Annotated in this window: 17 protein-coding genes; 10 read left to right on the top strand and 7 right to left on the bottom strand. The window is 39.5% G+C overall.

The features are described 5' to 3' along the window. Nucleotides 1-9: 9 nt before the first annotated feature. The gene (locus tag ABVF21_RS09505; RefSeq protein ID WP_303530142.1) at nt 10-969 is read left to right on the top strand and encodes a siderophore ABC transporter substrate-binding protein; all 960 of its coding nucleotides are present in this window, start codon (nt 10-12) and stop codon (nt 967-969) included. Between the two features lie 40 nt (nt 970-1,009). Here the strand turns inward: ABVF21_RS09505 and ABVF21_RS09500 are convergent, their stop codons facing one another. Continuing rightward, the gene (locus ABVF21_RS09500) at nt 1,010-2,518 is read right to left on the bottom strand and encodes an esterase/lipase family protein (RefSeq protein WP_303530141.1); all 1,509 of its coding nucleotides are present in this window, start codon (nt 2,516-2,518) and stop codon (nt 1,010-1,012) included. A 262-nt stretch (nt 2,519-2,780) separates the two neighbouring features. Continuing rightward, nucleotides 2,781-4,592: an LTA synthase family protein gene (locus ABVF21_RS09495; protein ID WP_371018109.1), complete on the bottom strand. Its 1,812-nt coding sequence runs from the start codon at nt 4,590-4,592 to the stop codon at nt 2,781-2,783. A 218-nt stretch (nt 4,593-4,810) separates the two neighbouring features. Here ABVF21_RS09495 and ABVF21_RS09490 point away from each other — a divergent pair, with 218 nt between their 5' ends. Then, nucleotides 4,811-5,257, top strand: a complete 447-nt coding sequence (locus ABVF21_RS09490) for a DUF4385 domain-containing protein (RefSeq protein ID WP_303530139.1) — start codon at nt 4,811-4,813, stop codon at nt 5,255-5,257. Nucleotides 5,258-5,458: 201 nt separating this feature from the next. Here ABVF21_RS09490 and ABVF21_RS09485 read toward each other — a convergent pair whose 3' ends face one another. After that, a complete protein-coding gene (locus ABVF21_RS09485) occupies nt 5,459-5,893 on the bottom strand; it encodes a MarR family winged helix-turn-helix transcriptional regulator (RefSeq protein ID WP_371018108.1) in 435 nt (144 codons plus the stop codon). Between the two features lie 127 nt (nt 5,894-6,020). Here ABVF21_RS09485 and ABVF21_RS09480 point away from each other — a divergent pair, with 127 nt between their 5' ends. Continuing rightward, on the top strand, nt 6,021-7,178 hold the full coding sequence (locus tag ABVF21_RS09480) for an MFS transporter (protein ID WP_371018107.1): 1,158 nt from the start codon (nt 6,021-6,023) through the stop codon (nt 7,176-7,178). 49 nt (nt 7,179-7,227) lie between these two features. On the opposite strand, the gene ABVF21_RS09475 is transcribed toward ABVF21_RS09480, so the two are convergent. Then, complete coding sequence (locus ABVF21_RS09475; protein ID WP_371018193.1) at nt 7,228-7,953, bottom strand: Bax inhibitor-1/YccA family protein; 726 nt, start codon at nt 7,951-7,953, stop codon at nt 7,228-7,230. Between the two features lie 81 nt (nt 7,954-8,034). Then, complete coding sequence (locus tag ABVF21_RS09470) at nt 8,035-8,481, bottom strand: GNAT family N-acetyltransferase (protein ID WP_303530482.1); 447 nt, start codon at nt 8,479-8,481, stop codon at nt 8,035-8,037. A 205-nt stretch (nt 8,482-8,686) separates the two neighbouring features. Here ABVF21_RS09470 and ABVF21_RS09465 point away from each other — a divergent pair, with 205 nt between their 5' ends. Next, nucleotides 8,687-9,136, top strand: coding sequence for a CBO0543 family protein (locus ABVF21_RS09465; RefSeq protein WP_371018106.1), 450 nt, complete (start codon nt 8,687-8,689; stop codon nt 9,134-9,136). Nucleotides 9,137-9,200: 64 nt separating this feature from the next. Here ABVF21_RS09465 and ABVF21_RS09460 read toward each other — a convergent pair whose 3' ends face one another. Then, the gene (locus ABVF21_RS09460; RefSeq protein WP_303530135.1) at nt 9,201-10,400 is read right to left on the bottom strand and encodes a cytochrome P450 family protein; all 1,200 of its coding nucleotides are present in this window, start codon (nt 10,398-10,400) and stop codon (nt 9,201-9,203) included. 250 nt (nt 10,401-10,650) lie between these two features. Between ABVF21_RS09460 and ABVF21_RS09455 the strand changes: the two genes are divergently transcribed. The 4 genes from ABVF21_RS09455 (at nt 10,651) to ABVF21_RS09440 (ending at nt 13,864) form a co-directional block, all read left to right on the top strand. After that, the gene (locus ABVF21_RS09455) at nt 10,651-11,487 is read left to right on the top strand and encodes a formate/nitrite transporter family protein (RefSeq protein WP_371018105.1); all 837 of its coding nucleotides are present in this window, start codon (nt 10,651-10,653) and stop codon (nt 11,485-11,487) included. A 108-nt stretch (nt 11,488-11,595) separates the two neighbouring features. Further along, on the top strand, nt 11,596-11,796 hold the full coding sequence (locus tag ABVF21_RS09450; RefSeq protein WP_303530132.1) for a hypothetical protein: 201 nt from the start codon (nt 11,596-11,598) through the stop codon (nt 11,794-11,796). Between the two features lie 142 nt (nt 11,797-11,938). Then, nucleotides 11,939-12,460, top strand: a complete 522-nt coding sequence (locus tag ABVF21_RS09445) for a GNAT family N-acetyltransferase (protein WP_303530131.1) — start codon at nt 11,939-11,941, stop codon at nt 12,458-12,460. Nucleotides 12,461-12,601: 141 nt separating this feature from the next. Further along, nucleotides 12,602-13,864: an ATP-binding protein gene (locus ABVF21_RS09440; protein ID WP_303530130.1), complete on the top strand. Its 1,263-nt coding sequence runs from the start codon at nt 12,602-12,604 to the stop codon at nt 13,862-13,864. A gap of 11 nt (nt 13,865-13,875) precedes the next feature. Here ABVF21_RS09440 and ABVF21_RS09435 read toward each other — a convergent pair whose 3' ends face one another. Further along, nucleotides 13,876-14,709, bottom strand: a complete 834-nt coding sequence (locus ABVF21_RS09435) for a DUF2935 domain-containing protein (protein ID WP_371018104.1) — start codon at nt 14,707-14,709, stop codon at nt 13,876-13,878. A 176-nt stretch (nt 14,710-14,885) separates the two neighbouring features. On the opposite strand from ABVF21_RS09435, the gene ABVF21_RS09430 reads away from it, so the two are divergent. Together ABVF21_RS09430 and ABVF21_RS09425 are read left to right on the top strand one after the other, a co-directional pair. Then, entirely contained in the window at nt 14,886-15,089 is a 204-nt protein-coding gene (locus tag ABVF21_RS09430; RefSeq protein WP_303530126.1) for a PspC domain-containing protein, read from the top strand. A 41-nt stretch (nt 15,090-15,130) separates the two neighbouring features. Beyond that, a complete protein-coding gene (locus ABVF21_RS09425; protein ID WP_371018103.1) occupies nt 15,131-15,337 on the top strand; it encodes a hypothetical protein in 207 nt (68 codons plus the stop codon). Nucleotides 15,338-15,440 lie beyond the last annotated feature (103 nt).

The following is a 15,440-nucleotide window of genomic DNA, read 5'->3' as shown; positions in this document are numbered from 1 at the left end:
AGAAGAATAATGAGAAAATGGATTTTGATTTTAGCTCTATCAGCTCTAGCACTGATCGTATCTGCATGCGGTACGAATAATTCCGAAGCAACAGAAGCAAATGCAGAAGCAACAGCCTCAACAGAAACGGAAGAAGTAACGGTGAAGCATGAGCTTGGCGAAACAACGGTTCAAAAAAATCCTGAGAATGTTGTTGTCTTTGATTTTGGTACACTAGATACTCTCGATAAATTAGGTGTAGAGGTAGCGGGTGTTCCGCAAGCTAATATTCCATCTTACCTTTCAAAATATGAAGCAGATACATACGAAAACGCTGGCGGTTTGAAGGAACCGGATTTTGAACAAATCGCAGAAATGAACCCCGGGTTAATTATCATTTCAGGCAGACAGTCGGATGCCTATGAAGAATTAAGTAAGATTGCCCCAACAATTTATATGGGAGTCGATACAACAGACTATATTCCTTCATTCAAAAAGAATGTCACAACGCTTAGTGAGATTTTTGGGAAAGAAAAAGAAGCGGAAGAAGAATTAGCGAAAATTGATGAAGAAATTTCATCTGTTCAGGAGCTTACATCTTCTTTAGATGAGAAAGGATTAATTACACTCGTGACTGGTGGTAAGGTAAGTGCTTACGGAGCTGGGTCAAGGTTTGGACTCATTCACGATGTGTTAGGGTTACCTGAAGCGGATTCGAATCTTGAAGCATCGACGCATGGACAAAGTATTTCATTCGAATACATTGCAGAAAAGAACCCTGGGTATCTATTCGTTGTTGATCGTGACGCTGTTGTAGATGGTGGCGAAACGTCTGCAAAGGAAGTAATTGAAAATGAACTTGTGAAAAATACAGATGCTTATAAAAATAATCACATCGTTTATTTAGATCCGAACTACTGGTATTTATCTGGTGGCGGACTGGAGTCAGTGACAGAAATGATTAGCGAGATTAAAAAAGGAATCGAGTAACATGAAAGCCCCCTTCGAACGTTCGAAGGGGGCTTTTTGATTAAGGCTGATATACCTTTCCATCGGCATCAATGTAAACCGTATGAAGAATGGTTCGCTCAAAGGATGCTCCTTTTCTTGTATCACCGTTCACATCAAGCATGATGTGATAAACGCCTTCACCAGCATTTTTAATAGGAAAGGACTTTTGAGCACTCAACTTTTCCTGTGACACTTTCTTTTGTTTCGTTTTTCCATTTTTACTATATTGAATTAAAATATCTCCTTCGATTGAATCTTTCACTACATTGTTTTCGTCGATATTAAGCTTCACTTCTTTTGCAGAGCTCTTTAGTTGGAGCTCTTGATTTAGTTCACTTTCATAGGCAACTTGCATCACGTAACTTTCTTTCTTTGATTGCTTTACTTTTAGTTTCCAAGTGCCAGATTTAGGGAGATCTACCTTCAGTTGGTGATGAAACGCTCCTTCAAACATCGCCTCATCTTGAGATGTTTCTGTCACCGCATACGTTTTCTGATCGGGTCCTTGAAGGGTGATTAACGAATCCTCATTTTGACTCATCCAATCAAGCGCAATGCTTTTCGTATCTTCTTCTACATCAAACTTTTCTACATGCGTTCCCATAAATTCACCGCCTCGAATGAGGACATTAGCTTGATCAGAAGCGGCCGTTTCATTGATAGAAGTGAGCGGGGCAAAGGCAGGGATCGACTGTGTTAAGTAAGGTTCAAATAAGTTAAGCGTAGCGCTCCCAGTTCGAATGGACGAGTGATCCCAATTCCCGATGCGAATCTCATTTCCATAGGGAAGTCTCGAACTGTTCACAGTAACGGCGCCATCATTTGAGCCATATTGTCGTAAATACAAACCGCCCCAGTAGAGCGCGCCACCGAAACTTCCCCAACTAGTGCCGCCAAAGGTGTAGTAAGGTGTGGAAGAAATGTTCGGTTTTGAGTCGGTAACGGATCGGAAATAGCTCATATAGCCGGTCTGTAGTGAATAGGTGGCGTCATTTCGATTTCCGATAATTGCAGCTAACCATCCCGCCCAGCTGCTGTGGGCAAGATCAGCTAGCTGTGAACCTTTGTGTGGTGTGGAGAGGGTAATAACTTTATCAACATATTGTTGTGCATTTGCATGGACGATGGCAGCTTGTGCATCAATCCCGCCTTTACTGTGGGTAACAAGAATCACTTTCTTCCCAAAGTACGCGTTGATCTCAGCTAGTTTGCTAGCAAGCAGCTGCCCATTGTCCCACATGTTTTTCGTAGGGTATAAATCAATGAAAGCCGTTTGGTAGTTCTTGCTGTATGTAAGTTCATCCATATCGTTTTGATCAATCCAGGTGTTTGAAGAGCTGTTTAAGCCGTGTACAAATACGAGTGGAAGAGAGCCAGGTTTGACGGTCGTGGGTTCATCACCAATGTACCATTCACCGGGGGTACCAGTTGCATCACCTTTCCCTATAATACCGGCTTGTGCGTCCTGAGCGAAAGGGGGAGCGAGCAAGAAGATCATCACCAATAGTGACACCAACCATTTCTTCATAAAACCCTCCTATTTGAAATGAGTCTTATACCCCTTCAACTATAAGAATATTCAGTTTATTAAACAAGGAGCGTTTTCACTAATTTTCTTAGTTAGAGTATAGGTCAATCGAACGGCAATCGCTGTTCATTCGACGAGTTTCTATGAAGTTCTTACAAGTGTTTCCTCTCTCATTGAAAAGCTGTGTCAAAGGTACTATAACAACGTTCCACAAAAAAACGATCCAGATCTTTAAATGTCTGAATCGTCCATTCTTTCGTTTCTACTCATTATCTTTTTCAAGACCATTCTTTTCTATAATCGCATCAGAAAGGCGGAGTTGCTCTGTTACCTTTTCGATTTGATCATCACATTTATCAAGCGATATTTTCTCTGCCGTAGAAACGTCATAACACGTTCCATTTCCGGCATCTTCTGTTAAATCAGCTTCGTAATAATAATCACGATAGCGGAAAGACCCATCTCGAAATGCAGTGAGGTTTGGTTGATCATCAAGAAGAGAATTCCCCATCATATACGGCATTTCCATATTTAACATGTCAGCGATAGTTGGAGCGATATCGATTTGCCCACCGTTTTCTTTGATCACCTGGCCACTATCTTCATTTGGTTTCTTAATAAAAAGGGGTACTTGACGATCGAGTTCAAAAGCGTCTACGACGCTTTCAACATTGGCTTCCTTTCTCATCTCGCTGCCTTCGTTCGTCAGTCCGCTATCATGGTCACCATAGAAAATCACAAGGGAGTTCTCCCACATCCCTTTCTGCTTTAACTCCTCAACCATTAACCCAACGGCCTGATCAACATAATAAACAGTTTGATAGTACCGTTTTAACATTGGATCATCATATCCCGATAAATCCAGCTCTCTTTCTTCTTCCGGAATTTCATATGGCGTGTGGCTCGTTAATGCCACCATGAACGCAAAGTATGGTTCTTTTAACGTTTCCATATGTTCAATAGAGGTCGTGAGAAAGTTTTTATCATTTAAAGCCATACCGATTTTTTTCTGATCAGGGTAATCTTTGTTGCTAAAGAAATGATTGAATCCAATGTTCTCATACACCTTATCGCGATTCCAAAATCCTTTGTCATACGCATGCATGGCTGCTGTGTCATAGCCATTTTCTTTTAGTAACTCCGGTAAGGATCCAAATTCATTTTCCGGAAAACGTGTATAAACGGATCCCGATTTCAAGGGGTAGAGGGACGTATTTGTTATAAATTCTGCATCAGATGTCCTTCCCTCGTGTGTTTGGTGATAAAACGAAGAGAAGTACAGCGTTTCTTCTTTTAGTTCGTTTAAGTTGGGGGTCAGTTCCTTTCCGTTGATTTTCTGTCCAATAAGAGAACCTTGAAAGGATTCTAGTTGAATCATAATGATATTCGGTTTTATAGGAGAACCATCCGCGTTTTCAGTATTATTTTCTTCCAGCTTTTTTTGTTGATTCACGGATAAGTTCTCTTCAGAGTCAAGGACTCCCATCACACCTCTCCAAAGGTCAACACCGTGGTAGCCCCAGAAACCAAGCTGGTAGTAGTCCCGCATATCTGAAACAGATTGGTTTGGCGACTGATCATCTTGAACAGCGCTAAAAATTAACGGTGTCGCAAACAGAACGACTCCGATTAGAAATGTAGTACTTGCCATCGTTCTTCGTTTTTTCTTCGTTACTTCAAACGTTTTCGTTCTCGTGAAAAAGAGTATCAAAAGAAAAATCACAACATCAGCGAAAAGGAAAAAGTCTTGGAAGCGAATTAGCGCCATAAACCCACCGCCAACATCGCTCATTTGAAGCATTTGTGAAAAGAGAGAGACTGAAAGCATATCTTCAAAATAGCGGTAATACCAGAGATCTGAGATTAGAAGAAGACTATGTAAAAATAAAAGCGTAAGCCAAATCCACCGTCGTTTCTTCCATTGAATCAGAAGTGTCCAGCTTGATAAAAGCAGCATCCCGGCTAAATTCATAAGAAAAAAGGTAAATGGAAAAGCCGTATTTGTATAGAAGCTAAATAGCACAAATTTAAGAATGGCGAGAAGCAAATAGAGAGCGTAACCGAAAAATATCATAGGATCCTCCTAACGTCTGTCATCATTGTCGACTATTCTTTACCCAAAAATGCATGAGGAGGAACGTTAGAATGTGCTATGTGTGTATTTTTTCTAAAGAGTGCAAGGGGCACGCGTCTTTTAAAGAGAGTAGGAATCTGAAAGGAGAGCTTTAATAGGCCGTGGCTAGTTTACTCTCTGTCTCATATTGGGAATCCTCTCCAAAAGGAGTGGTAGGGATGGCATTCAACTACGATCTCGATTTCGATAATATCAACTTTCGAGAGCAGCCAGAAAAATATCGTGTTGGTCGCGGTGAGCAGGGGGTTCTAATGGTAGAGCCTTATAAAAGTGAGATCCTTCCACATTGGCGCTTTAAAACGCCAGATATCGCGAAGGAGTCTTCAGAAAAAATCTATCAAATGTTTCGAGACTATCAGGAAAACGATGATTTCGTAGGAATGGATATGGCTCGCAAGTTCATTCAAATGGGTTATACAAGAGCTCGTCGCTATGCGAATTACAAAGGCGGTAAGAAATACGACAGCGACGGTGACGTGAACGAGCGAGATATAGACGACGAGAAAGCAGAATCAGCAAGGATTTTTGAAGAAAAGTGGAAAATCGTGCGTACAGATGAAGCTTATTTAGAGAAGAAGAAGGAACATCAGAAGAAGTACGGCTGATCCGAGCGATTACAGTGGTTTCGCGGAATTAATTTAAATATCGCGGAAAAACCGGTGTAATTCGCGGAATTAATGAGAAAAGCGCGGAATAAATTTGATTTTCGCGGAAATCTCCCCTTATAGGGAGGTTTATTATTGTGTATTGAATTAAAACAATGAAGAACTCCTGTTGATAGGAGTTCTTTTTTTAATAATGAAGGGTCAACTGTGCTTCAGTAAGTTACTCTTCACTTGCGAGAGCATCCTGGCAAGTTGCTTCGTTTCCGTTTCATTTAAATGTTCAGTGAGCTGATTTTCTAATTCATCTCTTACACGATATAGCTGTTGTTGTTTTTCTTTCCCTAGTTCTGTAAGACAGATAATTTTAGAACGAGCGTCTCCATCCAGTGATTCTCTAGTTACTAACCCTTTTTGTATTAAAATATCGATTAGCTTAGATAGAGAGGAGGCTTTTATTCCAAGGTTATTTTGAATGTGTGACTGGTTTACTCGATCTTCTTCATAGAGAACAAACATAACATTCATATGTGAGATGCTAAGATCTTCTTTTAGTAATCGTTCGTTTTGAAGCTGCTTTACTAAATGAGATATTTGCTGGACTTGATACCCGATGTCATCCTTATGAGATTTATGCATAAGCGTTTACCTCCTAAACTAATTGTATTTTAGCATAGTGATAAGAAGAATATCGATCAAAGTTTAATTAGTTTCCTAACTAATTAAACTGTGTTATGCTCTTCTTTGTAATAAAGGAGGATGAAAGATGAACAAATTATCCAGAGTGGGTGTCTTTTCATTAATGCTTGCTGCAAGCTTAACAATCATGGTAGGAAGTGCTATTACACCGGCACTTATTCAAATATCAGAGCATTATGGAGTAGAGGATATGGCGACATGGCTGACAACCTTGCCTGCACTTGGCGTTGTATTATTCGCGCCAATTGCTGGCCGATTGATTGATCGGGTCGGATCTTATGTCGCTTTATTTAGTGGCTTAATACTGTATGGAGCGATTGGAGTTTCAGCTATTTGGCTTTCAGGAACAATTCCTATTTTTGCTGATCGTATCTTGCTAGGTGGAGCGACGGCGATCGTCATGTCATCCTCGACAGGCCTATTGGCCGAATTTTTTGTGGGTGAAGAGCGGTTGAAGATGATTGCTCTTCAGGGAATGTCCATTGAAGCAGGCGGTATAATTTTTCTAAGTATTGGAGGAGTACTTGGTGGATTAGGATGGCAGTGGCCTTTTATGATTTATTTAATCGCATGGGTTGCCCTATTGTTTCTCATCATTTTCGTACCTTTTCGAAAATCGAGCAATTTGGAAGAAGAGCAGAAGACGAATACAACCAATGCTACCTCCATTTTGTCCGTCTTACTTGCGGCATTATTAGCAATGACGATGTTTTTTATCGCTTTCATCACCTTACCATTCTATTTAGCAGAAAACTTCGGGTTGGGATCTGCCAGTACAGGTTATTTTTTAGCAATGATTTCTTTAGTAGCTGTCATTTCAGCGAGTGTTATGCCTAAAATGGTAAAGCGGTTCTCTGATTATCAGACGCTTCTGACCGGGTTTTCATTGTTTACCATTGGTTTTATTATTTTATCTGTAGGACAAAGTTTGTTTGCATTGGCTATCCTTGCAGGAATCGTGATAGGTTTTGGTTTCGGATTTACCATTCCTTTGGCGAACCATATGGTTGTTGAAAAAAGTAATGTAAGTAATCGAGGGAAGAACCTTGCTTATTTCTCTTCTTTTACGTTCTTAGGACAATTTCTTTCTTCTTTCGTTGAAGGAATTTCAAGTAATTTAGTGGTTATTTACCTGATTGCTGTAATGTTTGGATTCTTGATTATTATATTTTATAGTCTATGGCTTAAAAGAAACAAAAAGCGTCAAACACTGCAAATTCAATAAACTTTCAGCAATATAAAAGCCACGTCCTGAGGACGTGGCTTTTTGGTCGTTATCGTCTTAACTTCTGTAGCAAATGAAGAATCTCAATATATAACCATACGAGCGTAACCATTAGTCCGAATGCGCCATACCATTCAAGATGCTTTGGTGCACCGCGGTTTGCTCCCTTTTCGATAAAATCAAAATCAAGTACAAGGTTGAGCGCAGCGATGGCCACAATGAATAGACTAATGCCTATCCCTACGACGCCATTCGAGTGTAAGTAAGGAACGTTGGCGTTCAAGAAGAGATTCAGCCCAAGGTCAATAATATATACAACAAAAATCGCAAGCGTTGCGGATACGATCATTAATCGGAAGTTCTTTGTAACCTTTATAATGCGAGCAGCATAAAGGAAAAGCAGTACGCCCATTACTGAGAAAGTTAAAGCGGCGGCTTGAATAACGATTCCGGGATATCGGGCTTCTAGAATCGCGGATAAACCACCAATGGCAAAGCCTTCAAGCGTAGAGTAGATTGGGCCTGTGATCGGTGCAGCACGATGAAAGAATGCTGTAATTAGTGCAAAGATCAGTCCACCGATCGCACCAATGACCATCATCGTATACACATCTTCTCCTTGAGCATAGCGGTACCAGGTATAGATGGATGATCCGAGTAAAAAGAGGAATAAGAAGAACGTCTTTGCTACCGTTCCTCCAATTGTCATCGCCTCTCCTTGATCACGTGTTCTATTAAATGTCTTGTTTTTTAAAACGGGATTTCCGCTTCGCATCATGTATACTTCATCCTTTTCGTAAGAATAGATTCACTATATTAGATATGTTCCCAAATTTAATTCTAAGCTAACTTACGATTAAAGAACTGTGAAAGTTTCAGGTAGTATTTTCCTCATGAGAATGTGAGGGATACCATCTTCCATAAAAACATCTGACTGTGTTTCATAACCAAGCTTACGGTAGAAGCCCTCTGCCTGCACCTGGCCATGTAGCTTTACATTCGTAATGCTTTTCTTTATTGCGAGCTCTTCAAGTTTATGTACGATTAAATGGCCAATACCAAGCTTGCGGTGCGACTGTAGAATACAAATACGTTCAAATTTCCCCACGCCGTCAACTATGCGCCATCTAGCCGTGCCCACTGCTTTGTCTTCATCTAGAACGAGAATATGTTCGGCTGTATCGAGCGAATCAAATTCGTCATACTCTTCGTCTTCAGGTGTGCCTTGTTCATCGATAAAAACTTCTTTACGTATCTTAAAGGCTTCCTTTAATGCTTCTTCTGTTTCTATTCTTACTGCAATCATTCGTTAATAGCCTCCTACTTCCAACCTGTTGTATAGATTGAGTATAATCATTTTCTATGATATCTGTAAACGAAGACGTTATGCTGATTTCTCGATTTTTTGCTCAAAACGATCGATGATTTGAATCGGGTAGATCAAACTCATAAGAACATGTATAAATCTAAGCAGTTTCGTGCATTCCTTATATGAGGAGTGAGCGAAAATGCTATTTAACATTGTTGCTGCGTTTGTAATTCCGTGGATCGCCGGAATCTATCTTGTGAGAAAAGATTTTACGCTTTTTCTTCTGATTGCCCCTTTTGCAGCCTTTGTAGCGATTATTTTTGATGTGCTTGGAATCCATTTTGATTTCTGGCGCATAGACCCTGAATATGAAATGGAAACCATTGCAGCGATGCCGATGTATTTTGGTGTTTATCCGATACTAGCAGGTTTTTTGTTTCTAACTATCAAACGAACTTCCTTTCATCCTCTCGTCATTATCCTACTTTTTTCTCTGATCACCACGATTATTGAGGGGATTGGCGTATGGATTAATCTCGTTCACTATTCTAATGGGTGGACGATCTACTGGACATATGTTTCATACTTGCTTGCTTATCTCATATGCTATGGATACTTTTTATTATTAAAAAGGCACGTGCCGATATAATGAAACCAAAAGCCCTTCCTACAAAATAGGAGGGGCTTTTGATTTAAGCTAGAGGTTACAACAACTAGAGCTGAACTTTAAGTTCTTCTAGTCCACGTAATAAGAACATATTGCGCCATTTAGCATCCTCAGGAGCTCCTGCTAATTGAATCGAAGGGAAAGCAGAAAGTAATTTTTGATAAGCAATCTTTCCTTCTAACCTTGCTAGTGGAGCACCAAGGCAGAAGTGGATGCCATAGCCAAATGCGATGTGAGGATTTGGTTTACGAGTAATATCAAACTTATTCGGATTGTCGAATTTCTTCTCATCGCGGTTAGCAGATGAGATGGAGGCGAGTATCATATCTCCTTTTGTTAATGGAACGCCTTTGAACTCAAAATCTTCTTCTGCCCAGCGAGCGGTCGAGAAGTCGACGGGACTATAAAAACGAAGAGCTTCCTCGATCGCACTTTCTGTTAACGAAAAGTCACTTTGCAACAGCTCAAGCTGATCTGGATGTTCGAAGAGAGCAAGCATCCCGTTGCCAATTAAGTTAACAGTCGTTTCGTGTCCGGCAATAATGAGTAGAAAAACCATTGAATAGAGCTCATCCGAACTTAACTTTTCTCCATCTTCTTCATGTTTAATAAGATTTGAAATCAAGTCATCTTGTGGATCAGCTTTTCTTTTGTTAAAGAGAGTTGTGAGATATTCGGTAAACTCCTGTACATCTTTCATGAATTCGCCTTCCATATTGTCGGAAGCGGAGACGATGGAGTTGGACCATTTTCTGAACTTATCTCGATCTTCTGTTGGTACACCAAGCAATTCAGAGATGACGATAATTGGTAGAGGAAAAGCAAAATCATCAATTAGGTCCACGATATCATTCTTTTGCTTCATTTCTTCAATTAATTGATCAGCAATGGCTTCTATACGGGGGGCTAGTTGTTTAATCGCTTTAGGGTTAAAACCAGGCTGAACAAGTTTACGTAACCGCGTGTGATCGGGTGGATCAACATCTAGCATCATATGATGAAAAATCTTCGTTTCCATTGGCTCGTCTTCCATACGAGCGCTTTTTGAGAAGAGTTTTGATTGGTCTTTAATAAAGGAAGGACGTTTCAGCAGCTCAAGAACATCATCATAAGCTGTGACGATCCACGTATTGTTTCCATTGGAGTTTCCAATGGACGTAATCGGCTCATTTTGGCGCAAGTTTTCGTAGAAAGCATATGCCCCTTTTTTAAAGTTGGATTGATAGACAGATTCAACGGATTGCATAGAATGTTCCTCCTTTATTGTTTTAAACGATTAGACTGACTGGTCAGTCAATATGGCTAGTATAGATGAAAAACTAAGAATTCTCAATAAACAGTAAGAAGTGTCACACGATACTCAGATTTCATAGAGAAGCCGTTTTCATTATGACGAATTAGAAACAAGTAGAACCAGGAACTTGTTGAGGAATCAAACCAGTCTTACACTTTAACTACATTGTGAAATGATGAGCATTAGATTGGAGCTGAGAGATATGGAAAAAGAAACGATTGATATGATCTGTAGCAGTGCGGTTTCTAAGCGCGATTTACAATCAGACAGAATGGCTCATTATGTCGTTCGTGCTATGCTAGCAGGAGTGTACATCGGTTTTGCTTTGGTACTAAGCTTTACAGTAGGTCAATATTTCTATGAAGTACATTCGCCCGTGACATATATGATGACCGCTTTATTTTTTGGAATAGCCTTCATTCTCATTGTTTATGGCGGAGGTGAATTGTTTACATCGAATACGATGTATATGACAATTGGAACGATGAAAAAGGTGACGACGTGGAGAGAAACCATTCTCGTTTGGATGACGTGCTATGGAGGAAACTTTCTTGGTATTCTGCTTTTTACGACGCTTCTATACTTTAGTGGAGTATTTCAATCGATTGGTGAGGACCATCTGTTATTAACGTTAGCAGAAAAGAAAATGACATTACCGACTTCCTATCTCTTCTTTAGGGCGATTTTTGCAAACTGGCTTGTTTGTCTTGCTGTATGGATTCCTATGCGTGTGAAGGAAGATATGGCCAAAGTTGTTCTTATGATGCTTCTTGTTTTCACATTTTTCATTTCAGGCTATGAGCACAGTATTGCGAATCTAGCTGTGTTTCTCATTTCATTGACTTCTCCACATTCTGAGGTTATCAATATGGGTGGATTTATTCATAATCTCATCCCTGTAACGATTGGGAATATCGTAGGTGGAGGTTTTTTTGTAGGAATGCTCTTTTTCTTTCTAAACGAACCTATAAAAAGGAAGCAAATCCAAAGAAAACCAATTATTGTGTCGGCTACGAAAGTTTCTAATCAAAAATTGTAAAAATTCAGTTTTTCTTATTGGAACAAAGGCCTAAGAGTGATAGGTTAAAGTATAAGGGAGAGATGCTCCTCTCTTCTCTCATCCAAGAGAGGAAGTGGCCGAAGCTCGATGAGTCAACAGCTATTAAGCAAGTATACAAAGATTATGTATCAAGCAATGGTAGCCATTCAATTCATTAGGCAGCACCAGAAAAGGACATGTGACATAAGACAAATCTCCATATTAACCGGCTTTTCAGAAGAGGCCATATTGGAGGCGATGGAGTTTGGGGATCATGATCAACAAAATCGGCACGAGGAAGCTCTTTAACAAACGATCAGGATGAGGAAGAGAATGAGCGTCCTCCTATTATGGGAATGAATGTTTTTTACATCTCAGTATAAGATAATGATAAAAAGAGTTACAATCAGGTTTTGATTGTAACTTTTTTAGTGCCAAAGAGGTGAGTTATATGACAGCACAAGTTCTTTCCACGAATCGACTGATCTTAAGAAAAATGAGAGAGAAGGATGTTGATTACCTTTTAGAGATTTTTTCTGATAAGGAAGCAATGAGGTACTATCCTGCATGCAAAACTAGAGAAGACACGATGAAATGGGTGGAATGGACGCTGCATCATTACAAAGTTTATGGCTTTGGCATGTGGATCGTAGAAGAGAAAAGAAGCGGTCGATTTCTTGGGCAATGTGGGCTTGTACTTCAAAAAATGGACGGTTGTGTTGAAGTAGAGATCGGTTATCTATTTGCTAGAAGATATTGGGGAAATGGTTATGCAACGGAAGCCGCGTTGGCTTGTAAGAAATATGGTTTTGAGCAAATAGGTCTTTCGAAGCTAATTTCATTAATTGATCCTGAGAACAAATCTTCTATTAAAGTGGCAAAGCGGATTGGGATGTCCTATGAGAAAACGATTCGTAAATGGGATAAAAAGCTTGATTTGTTTTCCTGTGTTCCGAAAGTGGAAGAAATGTGAGTCATCTAAAACAAAGAAAACGCTCGATTATCAATAGAAATGAATAAGATTACTCATCTATTAAAGAGGAATTAGACTGAAAGATAAAGAATATTTACTATGACAACCTTACTAATTATTAGAAAAGTGGTGGCAATGACGATGATACTTACTGCAAAGAGTTTCCTACTCAATTTACTACTCGTTTTTGCACCGTTAAGTATTATTCAAATTCTTTATCTATTGAAGCAGACTTCCTTTTTAAAACGATCATCAGGTTGGTTACTCGCGATATTCCCCCTCCTATCCGTTATTCTCTGTATGATGTATCCAATAGTGATTAATGAAAATTTCATTTTAGATTTTAGAAGAATCCCTTTTATTCTTGGTGCTTTGTATGGCGGGAAATGGGTGTCGCTTATCTATTTATTCGTTCTGTTAAGCTATCGTTTTATGCTTGGAGGAAGCGGGTTTTATCCTACACTTTTTTCGTTTTCACTCGTTGCGATATTCACTTCACTAGTATCAAAACACTTTCTCAAACTAGATCTTAAATGGAAGTTAGCGGTTGCTGCTGGATTAGATGCCTGTCTTGGGAGTATATCAACTGGAGTGTCGCTTGTTTTTTTTGAATCGCAAATAAGCATTGAAACATGGGTTTTATTCAATTTTATTAGCTTAACTGGTGTCGTACTAGCAACGCTTATTTATGAAGTATTTATTAACCAGTTTAAGCTGCTCCACTCAGTGATGGAGAGCCAGAAGCTAGAGGTAGTGAGCCATCTTGCCGCAAGCATCTCACACGAAGTGCGCAACCCCTTAACCGTTAGTCGCGGTTTTCTTCAAATGATTAACAGTGATTTAGAAGATAAGAAAACGAAGGGGTATATGGAGCTTGCTATTCATGAGCTTGATCGAGCAACAGAAATTATTAATGATTATTTAACCTTCGCCAAACCTTTTCCAGAAAAGGTTGAGAAAATAAATGTGAAAAGTGAACTTGAACAAAGCCTTAGCGTCATTCAGGCTCTTGCTACAATGTCGGATGTGAATATCAACTCAAAAATTGATATATCCCCTACTTATATTCAATCAGAAAAGCGTAAATTTCAGCAGTGTCTGCTAAACATCTTAAAAAATGCCATTGAAGCGATGCCAGATGGAGGAGAACTAACTGTTGATGCTTTACATAAAGGTTTTGAATTAAAAGTTAGTATTTCAGACACAGGCATCGGTATGTCGGAAGAGCAGGTAGTAAGAATGGGCGAGCCTTTTTTCACTACAAAAGAAAAAGGGACAGGGTTAGGGATGATGGTCTCACATAGCATTATGAAGGCCATGAACGGGGAGATCATTTATGAAAGCTCCCCTAATAAAGGGACAACCGTGATCCTTCTTTTTAAAATAGAAAATGAAGGTTCATAAGTGATGTGTATTCATTCTTTTGGTGGCAAATAGGAAGGTTTTGTTAATGAACAAGAAGGCGCTGGAATCGATGGAGCATAGTGGCTAAGATGGGCTAGGAAATAACAGCTTTCAGGAAAATGATGTTCAAGAAATCGTAATGTTGTATTGTTTAGAACTTCATCGATTTTAAAAAGAGACATCACTTCTTCAACAAGAGCGTTTAAATCTTGAATCGAATGTGCGACTTCATCTGCAAATCGTTGCTGAGCTCGAAAGCCAGATGGTGTAAATCGAAGAAAACCGCGCATGGCTCTGTTTTTTGAGATATACACACGAAATTGGTTTTGAATAGTTTGGGCTTTCGTGATGAATTCGACTTCAATCGGATCGAGAATATCAATTAATAGCGAGGCGTGGCCAACTTGATCAGTTAACCATAAGTCCATTAAGTCGAGAAGAGAAAGAGGGGGCGGCACCTTTCCTTCGATGTAGAAAGTAAGCTGACGCAAATATTCTTCATTCTCATCTAGCGTTCCATTAAAGTAAGATGGACTTAGGTTAATGTTGATTTCGTTCCGAATTCTAAGCCGTTGTATCGTGCCTTCGAAATTGAAATAGGCCCTTGCCAGCTGATAAGCTTTACGTGAAAAGGAAATCATAGCGTCAGAGCTTGCGGGTTCATCACGTTTAAGAGGTGTGAGTTGCGCGCGAAGCTCATCGAAGGCCATAGCAAACTGATTCGCTTCATTCACAAAATTATGTTCCGACGGGGATAAGTAATCACGTACAAAGATCGCATGATCAGCAAGAATTTCAATCCAGAAATGATGTTCCTGCCATGGAGTAAGTGGTGTCTGGACCAAGTGGGGTGCCTCCTCTGGGCGTAGTCTTTTAGTTTAAAGTATGAAGCATAGCTCAGGTTATACCAATGAACGCTCTTTCTGATTCATCATTTAACGCATGATTTTGTTGTAATTGAAACTAATTCGCTTTGAATACGTAAAGAATAGTAAGAAACAAAATGAATGGAGAGTGACGTATGAAGAAAATCTACAAATCAACGACGAATAAAAAATTAGCGGGTGTTTTAGGCGGATTAAGTGAGGTTATGAATGTAGATGCAAATATATTAAGAATTGCTTACATCGCACTAACGCTCTTAACATCTGGAATCTTTGTGGTCGTTTACTTAGGGGCTGCTCTTATGCTCCCTTCAGATCAGGATGTAACGTTTAAGGATTAACAAGACTGATGCTTACGTTAGTCTTTCTGTTGGAGGTATAAATGAAGAAAAACGGTTTTTATTATATCGTGGGAATGATTAGTTCTTTCTTGATATTCTGTTCTGGACTCTTTTCCTTGTTTGGATGGATCGACTTAGTCTCAATCTTTCTTTCTGTGATTTTTGCAGTGATGGGATTCCTGGGGGTTCTTACAAATAGTATGCAGCTGAAGATGGCTTTGAAAGAAAGCTATACAAATCAGCAATAAGGTAAATTAGTTTTGTAATAACGATCATATTTTCTTTACTGTGTAAGATAAGAAAAAGGGCTTAGCGATTATGCTAAGCCTTTTTTAAGTTGAAGATTGCTTG

The sequence above is a fragment of the Pseudalkalibacillus sp. JSM 102089 genome (genome assembly GCF_041366475.1).
GTDB lineage: Bacteria > Bacillota > Bacilli > Bacillales > Guptibacillaceae > Guptibacillus > Guptibacillus hwajinpoensis_B.
Note: the sequence above shows the minus strand (reverse complement) of the source record. Positions and strands in the feature narration are given on the sequence as shown.

Coding starts and splice junctions, on each gene's coding strand:
- ABVF21_RS09505 (WP_303530142.1), top strand. CDS start 10: ATGAGAAAATGGATTTTGATTTTAGCTCTATCAGCTCTAGCACTGATC.
- ABVF21_RS09500 (WP_303530141.1), bottom strand. CDS start 2,518: ATGAAGAAATGGTTGGTGTCACTATTGGTGATGATCTTCTTGCTCGCT.
- ABVF21_RS09495 (WP_371018109.1), bottom strand. CDS start 4,592: ATGATATTTTTCGGTTACGCTCTCTATTTGCTTCTCGCCATTCTTAAA.
- ABVF21_RS09490 (WP_303530139.1), top strand. CDS start 4,811: ATGGCATTCAACTACGATCTCGATTTCGATAATATCAACTTTCGAGAG.
- ABVF21_RS09485 (WP_371018108.1), bottom strand. CDS start 5,893: ATGCATAAATCTCATAAGGATGACATCGGGTATCAAGTCCAGCAAATA.
- ABVF21_RS09480 (WP_371018107.1), top strand. CDS start 6,021: ATGAACAAATTATCCAGAGTGGGTGTCTTTTCATTAATGCTTGCTGCA.
- ABVF21_RS09475 (WP_371018193.1), bottom strand. CDS start 7,953: ATGCGAAGCGGAAATCCCGTTTTAAAAAACAAGACATTTAATAGAACA.
- ABVF21_RS09465 (WP_371018106.1), top strand. CDS start 8,687: ATGCTATTTAACATTGTTGCTGCGTTTGTAATTCCGTGGATCGCCGGA.
- ABVF21_RS09460 (WP_303530135.1), bottom strand. CDS start 10,400: ATGCAATCCGTTGAATCTGTCTATCAATCCAACTTTAAAAAAGGGGCA.
- ABVF21_RS09455 (WP_371018105.1), top strand. CDS start 10,651: ATGGAAAAAGAAACGATTGATATGATCTGTAGCAGTGCGGTTTCTAAG.
- ABVF21_RS09450 (WP_303530132.1), top strand. CDS start 11,596: ATGAGTCAACAGCTATTAAGCAAGTATACAAAGATTATGTATCAAGCA.
- ABVF21_RS09445 (WP_303530131.1), top strand. CDS start 11,939: ATGACAGCACAAGTTCTTTCCACGAATCGACTGATCTTAAGAAAAATG.
- ABVF21_RS09440 (WP_303530130.1), top strand. CDS start 12,602: ATGATACTTACTGCAAAGAGTTTCCTACTCAATTTACTACTCGTTTTT.
- ABVF21_RS09430 (WP_303530126.1), top strand. CDS start 14,886: ATGAAGAAAATCTACAAATCAACGACGAATAAAAAATTAGCGGGTGTT.
- ABVF21_RS09425 (WP_371018103.1), top strand. CDS start 15,131: ATGAAGAAAAACGGTTTTTATTATATCGTGGGAATGATTAGTTCTTTC.